Below are 16,778 nucleotides of genomic sequence, written 5' to 3' on the forward strand. Positions count from 1 at the left end.
GCGCACGCCGCCCATGGCGCGCCGCACCGAGGAGGAGGAGAGGCATGGAAGTCGGGTTCATCGGGCTCGGCGTCATGGGGCAGCCCATGGCGCTCAACCTGGCGCGGGCGGGCACGCCGCTGGTGGTGTGGAACCGCTCGCCGGAGAAATGCGCGCCGCTGAAGGCGGCCGGCGCGGCGGTGGCGGCGACGGTCGCCGAGGTGTTCCGGCGGGCGCGCGTCGTCATCCTCATGCTGGCCCACGAGGACGCCATGGACGCCGCCCTCGGTCGCGGCACGCCGGACTTCGACCGCCGCGTCGTCGGGCGCATCGTCGTCCACATGGGCACCACCTCGCCGGACTACTCCCGCCGCCTCGACGCCGCCATCCGCGCCGCCGGCGGAACCTATGTGGAGGCGCCGGTGTCGGGCTCGCGGGCGCCGGCGGAGGCGGGGCAGCTGGTCGCCATGCTGGCCGGCGACCCCGATGCCGTGGCGGCGGTGCGGCCGCTGCTCGCGCCGCTCTGCCGCGACGCGGTGGAGTGCGGCCCGGTCCCCTCGGCGCTGCTCATGAAGCTCGCCGTCAACCTGTTCCTCATCACCATGGTGACGGGCCTGGCCGAGGCGAGCCACTTCGCCGACCGCCACGGGCTCGACATGGCGCGCTTCGTCGCCGTGCTCGACGCCGGCCCCATGGCGAGCGCCGTCAGCCGCATGAAGGCCGACAAGTTGCTGGCGCGCGACTTCTCGGTGCAGGCGGCCATCGCCGACGTGCTGAAGAACAACCGCCTGATCGCCGAGGCGGCGCGGGCGGCGGGGCTGGCCTCGCCGCTGCTCGACGCCTGCCATGCCCTCTACGGCGAGACGCTGGCGCTCGGCCACGGCGGCGAGGACATGGCGGCGGTGGTGCGGGCGCTGGAGGCGCGCACCGACGGCGTCACTCCGCCGCCAGCGCCGCGGCCCACCGCGCCGGCGTGAGGCCCCAGGCGCGCTTCCACTGGCGCGTCATGTGGCTCTGGTCGGCGAAGCCGGTGGCGGTGGCGGCCTCGGCGAGCCCGGCGCCCGCCGCCACCAGCCGCCGCGCCGCATCCAGACGCCGCAGCGTGCGGTAGCGGCTCGGGCTGGTGCCGAAGGCGGCGCGGAACTGGCGGGCCAGCGTCCAGCGCGTCAGGCCCGCCTCGCGCTCCAGCGCCGCCAGGGGGTGCTCGCCGGCGGGGTCGGCGGCGATGCGCGCCCGGACCCGCTCCAGCGCCGGCAGGTCGAGATGCCCCGTTGGCAGGTCGCCGCCCGCCGCCACCACCAGCAGGTCGGCCGCCGCCACGATCAGGTCCACCCGGGCCGCCTCGTCCACCGTCGTCTCCAGGTCCCACAGCGCCGCCGCCGCCCGCAGGCCGGCGCCGTCCACCACCGGCTGCGCCACGAAGGGCAGCGGCCGGCCGCCGAGCGCCCGCTGCACCAGCGCCGGGTCGAGATAGGCGATGCGGTAGGCGAAGCCGGCCTCGGTGCCGGCGCGGCCGTCGTGCAGCTCGTCGGGGTGCAGGATGTGGGCCTGGCCGGGCAGGCAGTGCCACGTCTCGCCGCGGAAGCGGAAGCTCTGCACGCCGGCGAGCGTGATGCCGATGGCGTAGGTGTCGTGGCGGTGCGGCGCGAAGGGCCGCCCGTGCAGATGGGCCTCCAGGCGCTCGACGCCGGGGGCGGAGGGGGCGGGGCGGATGCGGTCGGCCATGGCGGTGCGGCTCCCTGTGGGGCTCGCGCCAGTATGGCGGGCGGGGGCGCGGGGCTTGGCTGAAACCTTCTCGCGTTGCCCTGAGAAGTCCTCGTTTGCAGGTGCGAAGGCGGTGGGCGAGGGTGGGGATGCCCGGGGGCCGCGGCCTTCGGACGACTTCCCAGTATGGTACCCGTTACGAGTTCCTTTGCCGCGGCCGCGGTTCGCCTCCCGCAACACGGCTCGCTGCACCGCCGGCTTCCGCCGGCCGGGCCTTCGAACGTCGGGCCTGGCCAGCGCGGAAGCCGGCGGTCTCTTTTCCCGCCGCCGCTTCTCCCGCCGCCGCCAGATGATCGAGCAGCCGCCGCGCCGGCGCCGTCAGGGCGTCGCGGTCGCGCAGGCAGATCACCAGCCGCCGCATCGCCCAAGGGTCGTCGAGCCGCACCACGGCGATGCCGCTCGCCCGCCGATGGCGGCGGGCCGCCGTTTCCGGCACCACCGCGAGGCCGACGCCGGCGCCCGCCATGCGGCAGACCGACTCGAACCCCGGCATGCGCACCCGCAGCGTCAGTGTCCGTCCGAGCGCCGCCGCGTGCCCCGCTAGATGATCCTGCAGGGCGCTGCCGTCGCGCAGGCCCACCATGGGCGCGTCCACCACCTCGGCGAAGGCGACCGAGCGCCGCGCCGCGAGCGGGTGGTCGCGCGGCACCGCCAGCACCAGCCGGTCGGTGTGGAAGGGCAGGGTGGCGAGCGCCGCGAGGCCGCCCGCCTGCGCCGCCGCCTCGCTGACGATGCCGAGGTCGGCGCGGTTCTCCGCCACCGCCCGCACGACGAGGCGGCTTTCGCGTTCCTCCAGCGCCACGTCGATGCCGGGGTTGGCGACCAGGAAGCCGGACAGCACGTCGGGCAGGATCTCGGTCAGCGCTGCCGTGTGGGCCGTCAGCCGCACATGGCCGCGCAGGCCCCCGGCGTGCTCCGCCAACTCGGCGTGCAGGGCGTCCATCTGGCGCAGGACGGCGCGGGCGTGGTGCAGCAGGGCGAGGCCGGCCGGCGTCGGCGTGACGCCGCGCCGGCCGCGGGTGAACAGCGGCACGCCCACCGCCGCCTCCATGCCGGCGATGCGGGCGCTGGCCGAGGGCAGGGCGAGATGGCAGCGGGCGGCGCCGCGGGTGATGCTGCCGGCCTCCGCCGCGGCGGCGAACAGGCGCAGGTCGGTGACGTCGAAGCGCATAGGCGAAGCTCCCGGCGCGGCAGGAGCCTTCGGAACAGACGAAGGCTGGCTGCGGATCTTCCAGATTGTCGGCCGCCGCCGCCGGGCGCAAGGTCGGCGGCATGACCGACACGTACACCCTTCTCACCCTGGCGCTGATCGGCGCCACCTTCGTGCTCGCCGGCACCGCCAAGGGCCTGGTCGGGCTCGGCCTGCCGACGGTGGTGGTCGGGCTGCTCGGGCAGGTGATGGCGCCCGCAGAGGCGGCGGCGCTCATGGTGGTGCCGTCGCTGCTGACCAACCTGTGGCAGACGGCGGCCGGCGCCGCCCTGCCGCGCCTGCTGGCCCGCCTGTGGCCCTTCCTGGTCGCCGTCGTCGCCGGCACCGCCGGCGTCGGCGCCCTACTGCCGGAGGCGGCGGGGTCGTGGGCGGCGCGGGCGCTCGGCGCGGCGCTGCTCGCCTATGCCGCCTTCGGCCTGTGGGGGCCGAGGCTTCGGCTCGGCGCGAAGGCAGACGCGGCGGTCGGGCCGCTCGCCGGCCTCGCCGCCGGGGCGGTGACGGCGGCGACGGGCGTCGCCGTCATGCCGACGGTACCCTACCTCCAGGCCCTCGGGCTGGAGAAGGACGACCTGGTGCAGGCCCTCGGCCTCGCCTTCACCGTCTCCACCCTGACGCTCGGCGGCGTGCTGCTCGGCGGGGCGCTGGACGGGCCGACGGCCGCCGTCTCCGCCGGGGCGGTGGTGCCCGCCGTCGCCGGCATGATGCTGGGCCAGCGGCTGCGGCGGCGGGTGGACGGGGTGCGCTTCCGCCTCGCCTTCTTCGCGGCGCTGGCGATCCTCGGTGCCCGCCTGCTGCTGGTCGCATGAGCATCGCTCGCGTGAGCGGAAGGCATTCGCGTTTGCCGCGGCGCACCCGGCGGCGCGATCCTTCGATCCAGCATCGCGACCCGGAGGGACCGCCATGGCCTATCGCCTGCCGCCTCTCAACACCCTGCGCCTGTTCGAGGCCGCCGGCCGCCATCTCAGTTTCAAGCTGGCGGCCGAGGAACTGAACCTGACGCCGAGTGCCGTCAGCCACGGCATCCAGACCCTGGAGGACTGGCTCGGCGTGCCCTTGTTCGCCCGCGGCCACCGCGCCATCGCGCTCACCATCGCCGGCCACGCCTACCTACCGCGGGTGCGCGAGGCGCTGCACACCATCGCCGCCGCCACCGAGGGCGTGCCCGGCCGCGCCCCCTCCGGCCGGCTGGCGGTGAGCGTCGCGCCGAGCTTCGGCCTGCGCTGGCTGCTGCCGCGCCTGCCGCGCTTCCAGGCGGCGCATCCCGAGATCGAGGTGCAACTGGACACCGCCCACCGCCAGGTGGAATTCCCCCGCGACGGCATCGACGTCGCCATCCGCCGCGGCGTCGGCGGCTGGCCGGCGGTCGACGCGGTGCGGCTGGCGGCGGAGGATCTGGTGCCCGTCGCCGCCCCCGCCGTCGCCGCCATGGTCCGGACCGCCGCCGACCTGCGCCGCCGGACCCTGCTGCACGTGGTGACGGTGCCGGAGGACTGGGACGCCTGGGCCCGGCTGAAGGGCATCGGCGGGCTCGACACCGGGCGCGGCCTGCGGTTCGACACCATCCACATGGCGACGGAGGCCGCCGTGCAGGGCCTCGGCGTCGTCGTCGGGCGCCTGCCGCTGGTGGCGGCGGAGATGGCGGCCGGGCGGCTGGTGCCCGTGCTCGGCCCGCCGGTGGCGAGCGAGGCGGCCTATTGGCTGGTCACCGCGCCCGATGCGCTGCGCCGGCCCGACGTGGCCGCCTTCCGCCGCTGGATCGCGAGCGAACTGGCGCCGCCTCAGCCGGTCGAGTCGCGGAAGAAGGCGGTCAGCTCCGCATCCGGGATCTGGCCGTCCGCGTAATGGAAGGTGCCCGGCCCGGCGATCTCGGCGGCGGCGCGGCGCAGCAGGCCGAAGCAGGCCCGCGCCAGGCTGCCGCCGGTGGTCACCCGCGTGACGCCGAGCCCGCGCAGGGTGGCGAGGTCGAGCGCCTTGCCCGTGAAGCCCATGACCACCGTCACCGGCGCATCCACCGCCCGCACGAAGCGCCCGATGCTGTCGGGGTCGCTCATGCCCGGCGCGAACAGGCAGTCGGCGCCGGCGTCGCGGTAGGCGATGCAGCGCGCGATGGCCTCGTCGAGTCCGGCCGGGCCGTGGCGCAGCAGGGCATCGGTGCGGGCGGTCAGGGTGAAGGGCACGCCCGAGGCATCGGCGGCGGCGCGGGCGGCGCGGATGCGGTCGCAGGCGAGGTCGCGGTCGTAGAGGGCGGCACCCGGCGCGCCCGGCACGTCTTCCACGTTGCCGCCGACCAGACCGGCGGCGACGGCGGCGCGCACGGTTTCCGCCACGGTCGCGGGCGCCTCGCCCCAGCCGTCCTCCAGGTCGCCGCTGACCGGCACGGTGACGGCGGCGGCGATGGCGCCGCAGTGGGCGAGCATGGTGTCGCGCGGCACGGCGCTGCTCTGGTCGGGCTGGCCGAGGGCGTAGGCGATGCCGGCGCTGGTGGTGCCGACGGCGGGGAAGCCCTGCGCCGCCAGCAGCTTGGCCGAACCGGCGTCCCAGGCATTGGGCATGACGAACAGGTCGCCGCCGCGGGTCAGCTCCTGCAGGCGGCGGCCGCGTTCGGTCTGGGTGGTCATGGGGTGCCTCTCCTGTGCGGGCGCAGCGTCGCGGGGTCGACGCCGATGTCGCGCAGGTGATGATCGCTCAGGCGGGCGAGGTCGGCCAGGGCCGCTCGCCGCGTCCGGTCGGGCCGGAACGAGACGATCATGCCGGCGGTGGCGAGGATCACGCCCACCCAGTTGGCCGCCCCCACGGTCTCGCCCAGGAAGAGGACGGCGCCGGCGGTGGTCAGGCCGGGGATGACGGCGGTGGACAGCGCCGTCTCGGTGGCGCCGAAGCGGGTGACGGCGATCATGTAGAGGACCGGCGAGGCGATGCCCATGAGCACCCCCTGCACGATGCCCTGGATCACCAGGTCGCGCGGCGCCATGGCCGCCAGACCCGGCTCCAGCGCCAGCAGGTAGACCGGCAGGAACAGCACCGCCGACAGCGGCGTCACCACCACGGCGGCGGTCAGCGGCGCGATGGACCAGCGGCGCACCAGGGCGCCGAACAGGGTCCAGCAGAACGACCCGCCGAGCAGCAGCCCGTCGCCCACCAGCCGCCGCAGCTCCTGCACCGCGCCGGTGCCGGCGGCGACGGTGAGGATGCCGGCCAGGATCAGGGCGGCGCCCGCCAGCCGCTGCCGGCTCGGCCGCTCGCCCAGCACCAGGGCGCCGGACATCAGGCCGAACACCGGCAGCGCCCCGTGCAGCAGCACCGCTCCGTGCGACGCCGGTGCCAGGGCGAGGCCGCCGTAGGCGAAGCCGGCGAACACCGTACCGCCGACCAGCGCCAGCACCACCGCCCGCCGCCACCCCACCGCCCGCACGGGGGCCGTCAGCAGGAACGGCGCCAGCAGGACGCCGCCGACGCCGAACCGCAGGGCGGCCAGGTCGGCCGGCCCGGCGCTGGTCACCGCGCCCCAGCGCGACACCAGGGTGAAGGCGGTGAACACCATCACGGCGACGGCGGCGGCAATGATGCCGAGGGCGGTGCCACCCTCGCGGCGGGCGGGAGTGACGGTGGCGATGGTCATGGCGGGCCTCCGGCGAACGATGCCGGTCGATGATGGGAAGCCACCGCGCCCCGGCACAAACGCGGAGTTTTCACCGGCGGATGAAGGCTCTACACGCCGCGATAGCGGGGCGTGCGGCGCTCCATCCAGGCATCCAGGCCCTCGCGCAGGTCGTGGGTCGGCACCATGCGGGCGAACTGCTCGCCTTCCATGGCGAGGCCTTCGGCGATGGCGCCGTTGATGCCGCGGGTGACGGCGGTGATGATGCTGCGCGCCGCCAGCGGCGAATGGCGCAGGATGCGGCGGGCGAGGCCGCGGGCGGCGTCCATCAGCCCGTCGTGCGGCACCACGGCGTTGACGAGGCCCAGCTCGTGCGCCCGCTCGGCGGAGAACGGATCGCCGGTGAGCAGCAGCTCCAGCGCCCGCTTGCGCCCGGCCAGCCGCGGCAGGCGCTGGGTGCCGCCGAAGGTGGGCGGCATGCCGAGGTTGATCTCGGGCTTGGCGAAGGTGGCGCGGTCGCTGGCGACGGCCAGGTGAACGGCCTCGGTGATCTCGCAGCCGCCGCCGTACGCGAGGCCGTTGACGGCGGCGATCACCGGCTTGCCGAAGGCCTCCAGGCGCCCCGTCAGGGTCTGGCCGCGGCGCACGAAGTCGCGCAGCGCGGCCTCGGGCCCGGCGGCGACGCTGCGGGAGAATTCCGGAATGTCGCCGCCGGCGGAGAAGGCGCGCTCGCCGGCGCCGGTGAGGATGACGGCGCCGACCGCCGGGTCGGTCTCCAGCGCGTCCAGGCGGTCGAGCAGGGCGTCGGCCAGGGCGTAGCTGATGGCGTTCAGCTTGGCCGGACGGTTGAGGGTGAGGACGGCGATGCCGTCGGCGATGTCGCACAGAAGCACGTCGGTCATGCAGGCAGGCTCCGGTTGGTCGGGGTGTGTGGCGGCAGGATGGCGCTGCTGGCTGCGGCCCGGCAAACGGGGGCTTTTCAGGCGAAACGGAGGAATTTCGATGCAGCCGGCCGCATGAGAACGGATCACCCCGCGCTGAACCGAAGTCGTTTGTCGCCGGCCGCCCCCTGCCGCCCTACTGGAACCACGGGCCGGCGTGCCCGCACGAGACGACAGGGAGAGCATCGGCATGAAGACGTGGACCAAGACGGCCTCGGCCATGGCGCTGGCGGCGGCCGGGCTGGCGGCGACGGCGGGGGCGGCGCAGGCGGAGATCCGCATCGCGGTCGCCGGCCCCATGACCGGCCAGTACGCCGCCTTCGGCGCCCAGATGCGCGACGGCGCCCAGAAGGCGGTGGAGGACTTGAACGCCGCCGGCGGCGTGCTGGGTGAGCAGGTGGTGCTGGAAGTCGGCGACGACGCCTGCGACCCGCGCCAGGCGGTCGCCGTCGCCAACCAGTTGGCGGGCCGCGACGTGGTGTTCGTCGCCGGCCACTGGTGTTCCGGCTCCTCCATCCCCGCCAGCGCCGTCTACGAGGACGGCGGCGTGGTCATGATCTCGCCCGGCTCCACCAACCCGGCCCTCACCGAGCAGGACTTCGCCGGCGTGTTCCGCGTGTGCGGCCGCGACGACCAGCAGGGCGAGGTGGCGGCGGCGTGGATCGCCGACACCGCCAAGGACCAGCGCATCGCCATCCTGCACGACAAGACCGCCTACGGCCGCGGCCTCGCCGACGCGACGCGCGAGAACCTGAACAAGCTGGGCGTCACCGAGGTGCTCTACGACAGCTACACCGCCGGCGAGAAGGACTACTCGGCGCTGGTGACCAAGCTGAAGCAGCTCGACGTCGACCTGCTCTACATCGGCGGCTATCACACCGAGACGGGGCTCATCCTGCGGCAGCTGCGCGAGCAGGGCATGGACACCCAGCTCATGTCCGGCGACGCCACGGTCACCGCCGAGTTCTGGAGCATCACCGGCCCGTCGGGCGAAGGGGCGCTGATGACCTTCTCGCCCGACCCGCGCCGCAACCCGACGGCGGCGCCGGTGGTGGACGCCTTCCGCGGCGTCGGCATCGAGCCCGAGGGCTACGTGCTCTACACCTACGGCGCCGTGCAGACCTGGGCGCAGGCGGCCAAGGCGGCCGGCACGGTGGACGGCGGCAAGGTGGCCGACGCCCTGCGGTCGGGCACCTTCCAGACCGTGCTCGGCGACATTTCCTTCGACGACAAGGGCGACGTCACCGCGCCCGGCTACGTGGTCTACCGCTGGTCGGCCGGCGCCTACGACTACGCCGCCGCCAACTGAGGCTTGCCCATCCCGCCGCCGATCCCCACTCCCCAGGCGGCCGGGTCCGCCGGCTCCCGCATCCGCCCTTCGCCGCCGCCCCTCCTGGTTCGCAGCGGCGGCGTCGGGAGCCGGCGGCTCTTCTTCGGGGCGGAGACGACGACAGAAAACGGGGCGCTGCCGGCCGGCAGCGCCCCGTTCGTCGTTCGGTACGGCAGGGATCAGGAGCCGGCGCCGACCGTGATGGTGACGCGCCGGTTCTCGGTCTTCTCGACGCCGTCGCCGGTGGCGACCGCCGTCATGTTCTCGCCGTAGGCCGAGGCGGCGATGACCTTGGACGGCACGCCCATGTCGACGAGCGCCTTGCGCACCGCGTCGGCGCGACGCTCCGACAGGCGCTGGTTGTACATCTTGTCACCGGCGGTGTCGGTGTGGGCGGTCAGGGTGATGGCGCCGGAGCGGGTCTTGTAGGCTTCGGCGGCGCGGGCGATCTCGGCCTTGGCGGTGGCCGTCAGGGTGGCGCTGTCGAAGGGGAAGTAGATGATGAAGTCGGCCGGCTCGGCGGCCATCACCGGCGGCTGGCACTTGGCGAGCCAGGCGTCGTACTGGCCCTTGGCTTCGGCGATGTGGTCGGGCTGGTGGCCTTCCTCTTCCTGTTCCATCCAGTGTTCGAACCACGCCTGGGCCTGGGCGCAGGCTTCCGGCGTGTTGGACGGCGCGGCGGTGGCCAGGCGTTCCAGCAGCGCGGCGCGGCCGGCGGCCAGGGCCGGGGCGGACAGCCCGCGCGACGCCAGCTCGCCCACCGGCGGCACCTGGCCGGCGGCGGCGGTGCGGGCCTGCATGTTGAAGTAGGCGACGTCGCCCCAGTCCTGCTCGGCCTTCTCGAAGGCGGCGCGTTCCAGGTAGGCGGTCTTCAGGGCCTGGGTGAAGGTGTCGCCGGCCGGTGCCATGGCGCGGGTCTTCTCCAGGTCCCAGGTGGTGCAGGCACCGAGCAGCGCAACGGCGGCGGCGGCGAACAGAATCGGCTTCACGGTCATGGATTTCCCCCCAGTGGATTCTATCAGGCGGTGCGGGGCCCGGCGCCATATCCCCCAGCGCGGGGCTCTGGAAAGACTACGCCTTTAGATCATTCGCGCAATATAACTGAGCCCTGTTTCAAGTTCTTGCGGCTGCGGCCGTGAACCGGCCGGGAACGAAGCGGGGCTTTTTCCGAACCCGGCCGCGACCGCCTCCGTCGATGGGACGAAACGACGCGACTTCGAGTCGCGACGCTCCATGAATACTTGATGAACCAGGGGAAATACCTGCCGCTGGGTCCTGCCTCGCGGCGATGAGCGGCGCTCACCGGCCGATGAGCAAATCGCCCGCCGTCGCCGCCGCGTCCGCCCGGTCGCGCGCCAGTTCGTCCTCGATCCAGCGGGTGAAGGCGGCGATGTGGGGCAGGCGGCCCGTATCGCGGTCGGTGACCAGCCAGTACCCGGTGCGGCAGCGCCGCGGCGGGCCGAGCACCGGCACCAGCCGCCCCGCCCGCAGGTCGGCGCCGATGAGCGGCAGCCGGCCGATGGCGACGCCGAGCCCCTGGGCGGCCGCCTCCAGCACGATGTTCAGGTTGTCGAAGCGCTGGCCGCGGTCGGTGTCCAGGCGGTCGGCGCCGGCCAGCTCGGCCCAGGCGGCCCAGTCCTCGCCGGCGTTGACCAGGTGCAGCAGCGGCACGGCCGCGAGGTCGGCGGGCGTTGCGATGCGGGCGGCGAGGGCGGGGGCGCAGACGGGCACCAGTTCCTCCACCACCAGACAGCGCGCCTCGACGCCCGGCCAGCCGCCGCGGCCCATGCGGATGGCGATGTCGACGCCGTCGCGCGGCAGGTCGACGATGCGCGGCGAGGTGTCGAGCATCACCTCGATGTCGGGATGGCTGGTGGCGAAGGACGGCAGGCGCGGCACCAGCCAGCGCAGCCCGAAGGTCGGCGCGACGCTGACGGCGAGCCGGCCGCTCGGGCTGCGGCCGGGCACCGCCTCGGTGACGGCGGCCAGCAGGCGCAGCGCTTCGGCGACGCCCGGCAGGTAGGCGCGGCCGGCTTCCGTCAGTTCCAGCGCCCGGTGGGTGCGGACGAACAGCGGCACGCCGAGCCACGCCTCCAGGGCGCCGACGGCGTGGCTGACGGCGCTCGGCGTCACGTGCAGCTCGGCGGCGGCCTCCTTGAAGCTGAGGTGGCGGCCGGCGGCCTCGAACAGGCGCAGGGTGTTCAGTGGCGGAAGCTTGTAGGCCATGCGGGCGGCTCCCTGGTGGCTCGGCGTCGATGGGCTCCGTTCACCGGGCCATGTGCGGCGGCGCCGAACAAGAGCCGCCACGACGGCCCGCCGCCGGGGCCATTGGCCCCGGCCCCGTCAGGGCGACGGGTCGGGCTTGAAGTAGAAGGCCGAATGGCCGCGCAGGTTCTGGTCGACGATGAGCGTGTGATTGAGCGGCGGGAAGGCCCGCTGGCTGCAATCCAGCCGCTCGCACAGGCGGCAGTTCACGCCGATGGGCACGGCGGCATCGCGGTTGTCGAGTTGCAGGCCGTCGGCATTGACCAGTTGCGCCGCATGATGCGCCTCGCACCCCAGCGCCAGGGCGAAGCGCTGCGGCGGCGCGCGGTGGCTGCCGCCCGGCTTGGTGACCGAGCGCGCCATGAAGAAGTACAGCGTGCCGTCGGGCATCTCGGCCAGCTGGGTGTGCAGCACGCCCGGCATGGTGAAGGCGTCGTAGACGTTCCACAGCGGGCAGGCGCCGCCGAAGCGGGCGAACTGCAGGGGGGCGGCGCTGAAGCGCTTGGAGACGTTGCCCGCCTTGTCGACGCGGATCATGAAGAACGGCACGCCGCGCGCGTTGGGGCGCTGCAGGGTGGTCAGGCGGTGGGCGATCTGCTCGAAGGTGACGTCGAAGCGGTGCTGCAGCAGGTCGATGTCGTAGCGGTGCTTGCGCACGGCCTTGATGAAGGTGTCGTAAGGCAGCAGGACGGCGCCGGCGAAGTAGTTGGCGAGGCCGACGCGGGCGAGGCCGCGCGCCTCGGCGGTGGACAGGCTGGCCGTCTCGACGATGCGTCGGAACAGGGGCTCCAGCTCCAGCAGCCCGACCTGCACCGCCAGATGGAACACGCGCGCCTGCGGCGACAGCAGTTCCGACAGCAGCAGGCGGTGGCTGTGGCGGTCGAAGCGGCGGATGGCATGGCCCATGACGTCCACCGGCATGCGCTTGACGCGGATGCGGTGTGCCTGCATCAGGTGTTCGGTCAGGCCGCGGTAGAGTTCGCCGGCTTCCAGGCGCGCCTTGGTCCACAGCTCCTCGGCCGCTTCCTCCAGGGCCGGGAAGTGGTTCTCGTTGGCCTGGAAGAAATCGCGCACTTCCTCGAGCGGGAAGGCCTTGGTCTGCAGGAGTTGCAGCTTGTCGCGGTCGGCCACGCGCTCCGACAGGGCGCGGATGGCGACGTGCGCCTCGTGGTAGGCGTGATACAGCTCGAGCACCGCTTCGCCGAGCGATGGGGCGACGGCCGCCACCTCGCGCACGTCCTGGCGCTTGATGTCGGCCTCGCGGAACAGCGGGTCGGCGAAGACTTCCGTCAGCTCGCCGGCGAGGCGGCTTTCCTCGGTGTCGGCGAAGGTGTGGATCTCGATGTCGAAGGCCTGGCTCAGCTTGATGAGCAGGCGCGCCGTCACCGGCCGGTGGTTGTTTTCGATGAGGTTGTAGTAGCTGGGCGACAGACCCAGGCGCTCGGCCATCTGCGCCTGCGTCAGGTCCAGTTCCCGTCGCAGCCGCCGGATGCGGTGGCCGAGCATCACCTTGCCGTCTTTCGCCATGCTTCTCCCCTCGGAACCCGCAGGGGAGCAATACAGCAAAGAACGGCGTCCAGCGTCAACGGGAGCGGCCGTCGGCCACTCCCGCTTCTGCGTCGTCATTCGGCCGCGGTGCGCGCGGTCTCCTCGACCATGCGGCGCATCACGTCCCCGGTGGCGATGATGCCGACCGCCTGACCGTTCTCCACCACCACCAGGTGGTGGACGCGGTGGCCGGTCATCACCGACACGGCTTCCGTCAGGGTGGCGCCCGCCTCGATGGTGTAGGGGTTGGGCGTCATCACCTGCTGCACGGGCGTCTCGTGCACCACGGCGGCGGGACGGCCCTGGCCGGCCAGCACCACGTCGGTGTGCGAGACGATGCCCACCGGCCGGCCCTGGTCGGCCACCACCACGGCGGTGGTGTTGCGCGCCAGCATGAGGCGGGCGGCGGTCGCCAGGGTGTCGGTCGGCGCCACCATCGACATGTCGCGCACCATGATGTCGCGCACGAAGGCGTTGTCGTTGGCGGCCGCCGCGGCCGAGGCGGGGGCGGCGGTGCCCGCCACCGCATCCACGTCTTCCAGCGGGATCGACACCGGCATCAGGCGCGGCAGGTCGTCGACGGTGGGGGCCGGGAGGTGCGGATGCGGCAGGGGCACCGGTTCCGAGGCGGTGGCGCCGAGGCCGAATTCCTTGGCCCCGACCAGCACGCCCATGTTTCCGTGCGGGTGCTTGTTTTCATACATCAGCTGGTGCGCGTCGGGGATCTCGTCCCACGTGAAGCCGCGCGACAGGCAGGGATCGATCTGGCCGGCGATGACCATGTCGTTGAAGGCGTAGCACTGGGCGTCGTTGGCGAAGTGCGAGCCCTGCACGCGCTTCTGGCGCATCCACAGGTAGCGCAGGTCGACGGTGGCGTTGTAGCCCGTGGTGCCGGCGCAGACGACGACCATGCCGCCGGTGTCGCAAACGAACAGCGAGGTCGGGATGGTGGTCTCGCCCGGGTGTTCGAACACGATGCGCGGCTGCTTCTTTTCGCCGAGCACGTCCCAGATAGCCTTGCCGAACGACCGCACGCCCTTCAGCCAGGTGTTGTAGCCGGCGGTGTCCTTCCAGTGCGGCAGCATGCCCCAGTGGTCGAAGTTCTTGCGGTTGATGCAGCCCTTGGCGCCCAGCTGCTGGCAGTAGTCGAACTTGTCCTCGCCCGAGACGACGGCGATGGGCACCGCACCCTTGGCGCGGGCGATCTGGATCGCCATGGAGCCGAGGCCGCCGGCGCCGCCCCAGATGAGGGCGACGTCGCCTTCACGGATGGCGTGCTCGTTCCAGCCCATGAGCATGCGGTAGGCGGTGGCGCCGACCAGCATGTAGGCGGCGGCGTCTTCCCACGTCAGGTGCTTGGGCTTGGGCACGCACTGGGTGCCCTTGACGCGGGTGAACTGCGCGAAGCTGCCGTAGTTGGTCTCGTAGCCCCAGATGCGGTAGGTGGGCGAGTACATCTGGTCGACGCCGGCCTGCACGCTCGGGCATTCCGGGTCGTAGGTGCCGCAGTGAATGACGACCTCGTCGCCGACCTTCACGTTGGTGACCTTGCGGCCGATCTTGTAGACGATGCCCGAGGCGTCGGAGCCGCCGATGTGGAAGGGCTCCGGCTCGCCGGCCTTGTTGCGGGCGGCGATGACGTTCACGGGGATGCCGAGGCCGGCCCAGACGTTGTTGTAGTTGACGCCGGCGGCCATGACGTAGACGAGGCAGTCGTAGTCGCCGATCTCCGGCACGTCGACCACTTCCTTCTGGAACGCCTTGGTCGGCTCGCCGAACCGCTCGGGGCGGATCAGCCAGGCGTGCATCTTCGCCGGAACTTCGCCGATGGGCGGCATCTCGCCGATGTCGTAGAGTTCCTTGGTCACCGTTGTCCCTCCGTCTTCGAATCTTGTGCACTGCGAGAATGGTGCATGACAACATTTTCGCCGACAACCCGTGTCGTGCGGAAAAGTTGCAAAGTCGCAATGCAAAAGGCAAAGGAGGACGGAAGTGTTGCAAACTTTTGTAAACGCCGGGGGCGGCGCCGCGACCCGGGGCGGATAGTATCCTTGCACCGGCGCCGGCCGGGCGCGTAACATTTCCACCCGAGCGGGCGCCGCGTCGGCCGTCCGCACCCCGGATGGTGTGCCACCCCATGCCCGATCGGTCTTCCCCGGCTTCGTCCCCGATGCCGGAGCCCGGTACCGCGTCTCCCGCCACCGCCGCCGGCCCGGCGCCGTGGCGGCTGTTCGTTCCGAAGCTCGTCACCGCGCTGCGGCAGGGCTACGGCCTGCCCGACCTGCGCGCCGACCTGATCGCCGGCCTGACGGTCGCCATCGTCGCCCTGCCGCTCGCCATGGCGCTGGCCATCGCCTCGGGCACCACGCCGGACAAGGGGCTGGTGACGGCCATCGTGGCCGGCTTCCTCATTTCGGCGCTGGGCGGCAGCCGCTACCAGATCGGCGGGCCGACGGGCGCCTTCGTGGTGGTGGTGTTCAACGTCATCGCCCAGCACGGCTACGACGGCCTCGTCCTGGCGACGCTCATGGCCGGCGTGCTGCTGCTGGCCCTCGGCTACGGGCGGGTCGGCACCTACATCAAGTACGTGCCCTATCCGGTGGTGACGGGCTTCACCGCCGGCATCGCCGTCATCATCTTCACCAGCCAGATCAAGGATCTGCTCGGCCTGACCATGGTCGTCACGCCGGCCGAGTTCGCCGCCAAGCTGGCCGCCTACGCCGATGCGCTGCCGACCATCCACTGGCCGACGGTGGCCGTCGCCTTCGGGTCGCTGGCCGTGATCCTCGCCATCCGCCACTGGAAGCCGCAGCTGCCGGTGTTCCTCATCGCCGTGGTGGCGGGGTCGCTGGCGGTGATGGCGCTGGGGTTGCCGGTCGATACCATCGGCTCGCGCTTCGGCGGCATCCCGACCGAGCTGCCGACCCCCGTGTTCCCCGAGATCACCTGGAAGCGGCTGGTGGAGCTGAGCCCGTCCGCCTTCACCATCGCCTTCCTGGCCGGCATCGAGAGCCTGCTGTCGGCGGTGGTGGCCGACGGCATGACCGGCCGCAAGCACCGCTCCAACTGCGAGCTGGTGGCGCAGGGCGCGGCCAACATCGCCTCCGCCCTGTTCGGCGGCCTGCCGGCGACGGGCGCCATCGCGCGCACCGCTACCAACGTCCGCTCCGGCGCCCGCACGCCGGTGGCGGGCATGGCGCATGCGGTGTTCCTGCTGCTGTTCATGCTGGTGCTGGCGCCGCTCGCCGTCTTCGTGCCGCTGGCGAGCCTCGCCGCCGTGCTGGTCATTGTGGCGTGGAACATGGCCGAGGTGGACCACTTCCGCCACCTCATGAAGGCGCCGGTCGGCGACCGCGTGGTGCTGATCCTGACCTTCTCGCTGACCGTGCTGGTGGACCTGACCGTCGCCATCCAGGTCGGTGTGGTGCTGGCGGCCTTCCTGTTCATGCACCGCATGGCCAACGCCGTGGAGGTGGAGACCCACACCCGCGTCATCGACGACGACGAGGACGACTTCGCCAAGGCCCCGACCCCCGACTACCCGCCGCTGCCCGAGGGGGTGGAGGTCTACCGCATCTCCGGCCCGTTCTTCTTCGGCGCCGCCGCCAAGCTGGGCGAGGTGCTGGACCGCATCCGCAAGCCGCCGCGGGTCTTCATCCTGCGCATGCGCCTGGTGCCGCTCATCGACGCCACCGGCGGCCATGCGCTGGAGGAATTCCTCCGCCGCTGCGAGGCGCATGGCACGCAGGTGATCCTGTCGGGCGTGCAGGACCAGCCGCGGCGCCTGATGGGCGAACTGGGCCTCGCCGGGCGGGTCCGCTTCGCCCCCGACACCCCGACCGCCATCGCCGAGGCGGAGCGCCTGCTGCGGGGGTAGGCGTAACTATCTGAAACATAAATGAAATGTGTCATGGCCGGGCTCGACCCGGCCATCCACGGCGTGCACGGCGGCGGCCGTGGTGGCGGCGCTCTTCACGGCAGGCGGCAGGGGAGCCGTGGATACCCGGCTCGGAGGCCGGGCATGACAAGTCCTTGAAATGCCGTCGAAAATCGTCATGGCCGGGCTGACCCCGGCCATTCACGGCGTCCCAGGCGGCGGCCGTGGTGGCGGCGTTCTCCGCGACAGGCGGTGGGGAGCCGTGG

The 16,778-nt window shown here is 72.9% G+C and carries 13 protein-coding genes and 1 pseudogene; 5 read left to right on the top strand and 9 right to left on the bottom strand.

Annotated features, from left to right (window positions below):
- Positions 1-35: 35 nt before the first annotated feature.
- Positions 36-956, top strand: a pseudogene (locus CRP50_RS06995) (NAD(P)-dependent oxidoreductase); the annotation flags it as partial.
- On the opposite strand, the gene CRP50_RS07000 reads toward CRP50_RS06995, so the two are convergent.
- A complete protein-coding gene (locus CRP50_RS07000) occupies positions 916-1,704 on the bottom strand; it encodes an AraC family transcriptional regulator (RefSeq protein WP_097278259.1) in 789 nt (262 codons plus the stop codon). The pseudogene CRP50_RS06995 and the gene CRP50_RS07000 overlap by 41 nt on opposite strands.
- A 175-nt stretch (positions 1,705-1,879) precedes the next feature.
- Positions 1,880-2,914, bottom strand: a complete 1,035-nt coding sequence (locus CRP50_RS07005; RefSeq protein ID WP_097278260.1) for a LysR family transcriptional regulator — start codon at positions 2,912-2,914, stop codon at positions 1,880-1,882.
- Positions 2,915-3,015: 101 nt separating this feature from the next.
- Between CRP50_RS07005 and CRP50_RS07010 the strand changes: the two genes are divergently transcribed.
- Positions 3,016-3,759, top strand: coding sequence for a TSUP family transporter (locus CRP50_RS07010; RefSeq protein WP_097278372.1), 744 nt, complete (start codon positions 3,016-3,018; stop codon positions 3,757-3,759).
- Between the two features lie 94 nt (positions 3,760-3,853).
- On the top strand, positions 3,854-4,795 hold the full coding sequence (gene gcvA, locus CRP50_RS07015; RefSeq protein ID WP_097278261.1) for a transcriptional regulator GcvA: 942 nt from the start codon (positions 3,854-3,856) through the stop codon (positions 4,793-4,795).
- Here the strand turns inward: gcvA (CRP50_RS07015) and CRP50_RS07020 are convergent.
- The 3 genes from CRP50_RS07020 to CRP50_RS07030 form a co-directional block, all read right to left on the bottom strand.
- Complete coding sequence (locus CRP50_RS07020; protein WP_097278262.1) at positions 4,732-5,571, bottom strand: isocitrate lyase/PEP mutase family protein; 840 nt, start codon at positions 5,569-5,571, stop codon at positions 4,732-4,734. The two genes, gcvA (CRP50_RS07015) and CRP50_RS07020, sit on opposite strands and share 64 nt — an antisense overlap.
- On the bottom strand, positions 5,568-6,572 hold the full coding sequence (locus CRP50_RS07025) for an EamA family transporter (protein WP_097278263.1): 1,005 nt from the start codon (positions 6,570-6,572) through the stop codon (positions 5,568-5,570). The genes CRP50_RS07020 and CRP50_RS07025 overlap by 4 nt, the downstream gene beginning before the upstream one ends.
- Positions 6,573-6,661: 89 nt before the next feature.
- A complete protein-coding gene (locus CRP50_RS07030) occupies positions 6,662-7,453 on the bottom strand; it encodes a crotonase/enoyl-CoA hydratase family protein (RefSeq protein ID WP_097278264.1) in 792 nt (263 codons plus the stop codon).
- Positions 7,454-7,682: 229 nt separating this feature from the next.
- Between CRP50_RS07030 and CRP50_RS07035 the strand changes: the two genes are divergently transcribed.
- Positions 7,683-8,801: a branched-chain amino acid ABC transporter substrate-binding protein gene (locus CRP50_RS07035; RefSeq protein WP_176525063.1), complete on the top strand. Its 1,119-nt coding sequence runs from the start codon at positions 7,683-7,685 to the stop codon at positions 8,799-8,801.
- Between the two features lie 200 nt (positions 8,802-9,001).
- Here the strand turns inward: CRP50_RS07035 and CRP50_RS07040 are convergent, their stop codons facing one another.
- The 4 genes from CRP50_RS07040 to ccrA all read right to left on the bottom strand — a co-directional run bounded on the left by CRP50_RS07040 (position 9,002) and on the right by ccrA (position 14,503).
- A complete protein-coding gene (locus CRP50_RS07040) occupies positions 9,002-9,817 on the bottom strand; it encodes an OmpA family protein (protein ID WP_097278265.1) in 816 nt (271 codons plus the stop codon).
- Between the two features lie 304 nt (positions 9,818-10,121).
- On the bottom strand, positions 10,122-11,048 hold the full coding sequence (gene gcvA / locus CRP50_RS07045; RefSeq protein WP_097278266.1) for a transcriptional regulator GcvA: 927 nt from the start codon (positions 11,046-11,048) through the stop codon (positions 10,122-10,124).
- A gap of 117 nt (positions 11,049-11,165) precedes the next feature.
- Positions 11,166-12,614, bottom strand: a complete 1,449-nt coding sequence (locus tag CRP50_RS07050; protein ID WP_097278267.1) for a helix-turn-helix domain-containing protein — start codon at positions 12,612-12,614, stop codon at positions 11,166-11,168.
- A gap of 95 nt (positions 12,615-12,709) precedes the next feature.
- Complete coding sequence (gene ccrA, locus CRP50_RS07055; RefSeq protein ID WP_176525064.1) at positions 12,710-14,503, bottom strand: crotonyl-CoA carboxylase/reductase; 1,794 nt, start codon at positions 14,501-14,503, stop codon at positions 12,710-12,712.
- A gap of 302 nt (positions 14,504-14,805) precedes the next feature.
- Between ccrA and CRP50_RS07060 the strand changes: the two genes are divergently transcribed.
- A complete protein-coding gene (locus tag CRP50_RS07060; protein WP_097278268.1) occupies positions 14,806-16,512 on the top strand; it encodes a SulP family inorganic anion transporter in 1,707 nt (568 codons plus the stop codon).
- Positions 16,513-16,778 lie beyond the last annotated feature (266 nt).

Origin of the sequence: Caenispirillum bisanense (assembly GCF_900230255.1) — a bacterium.
Taxonomy (GTDB): Bacteria; Pseudomonadota; Alphaproteobacteria; order Rhodospirillales; family Rhodospirillaceae; genus Caenispirillum; species Caenispirillum bisanense_A.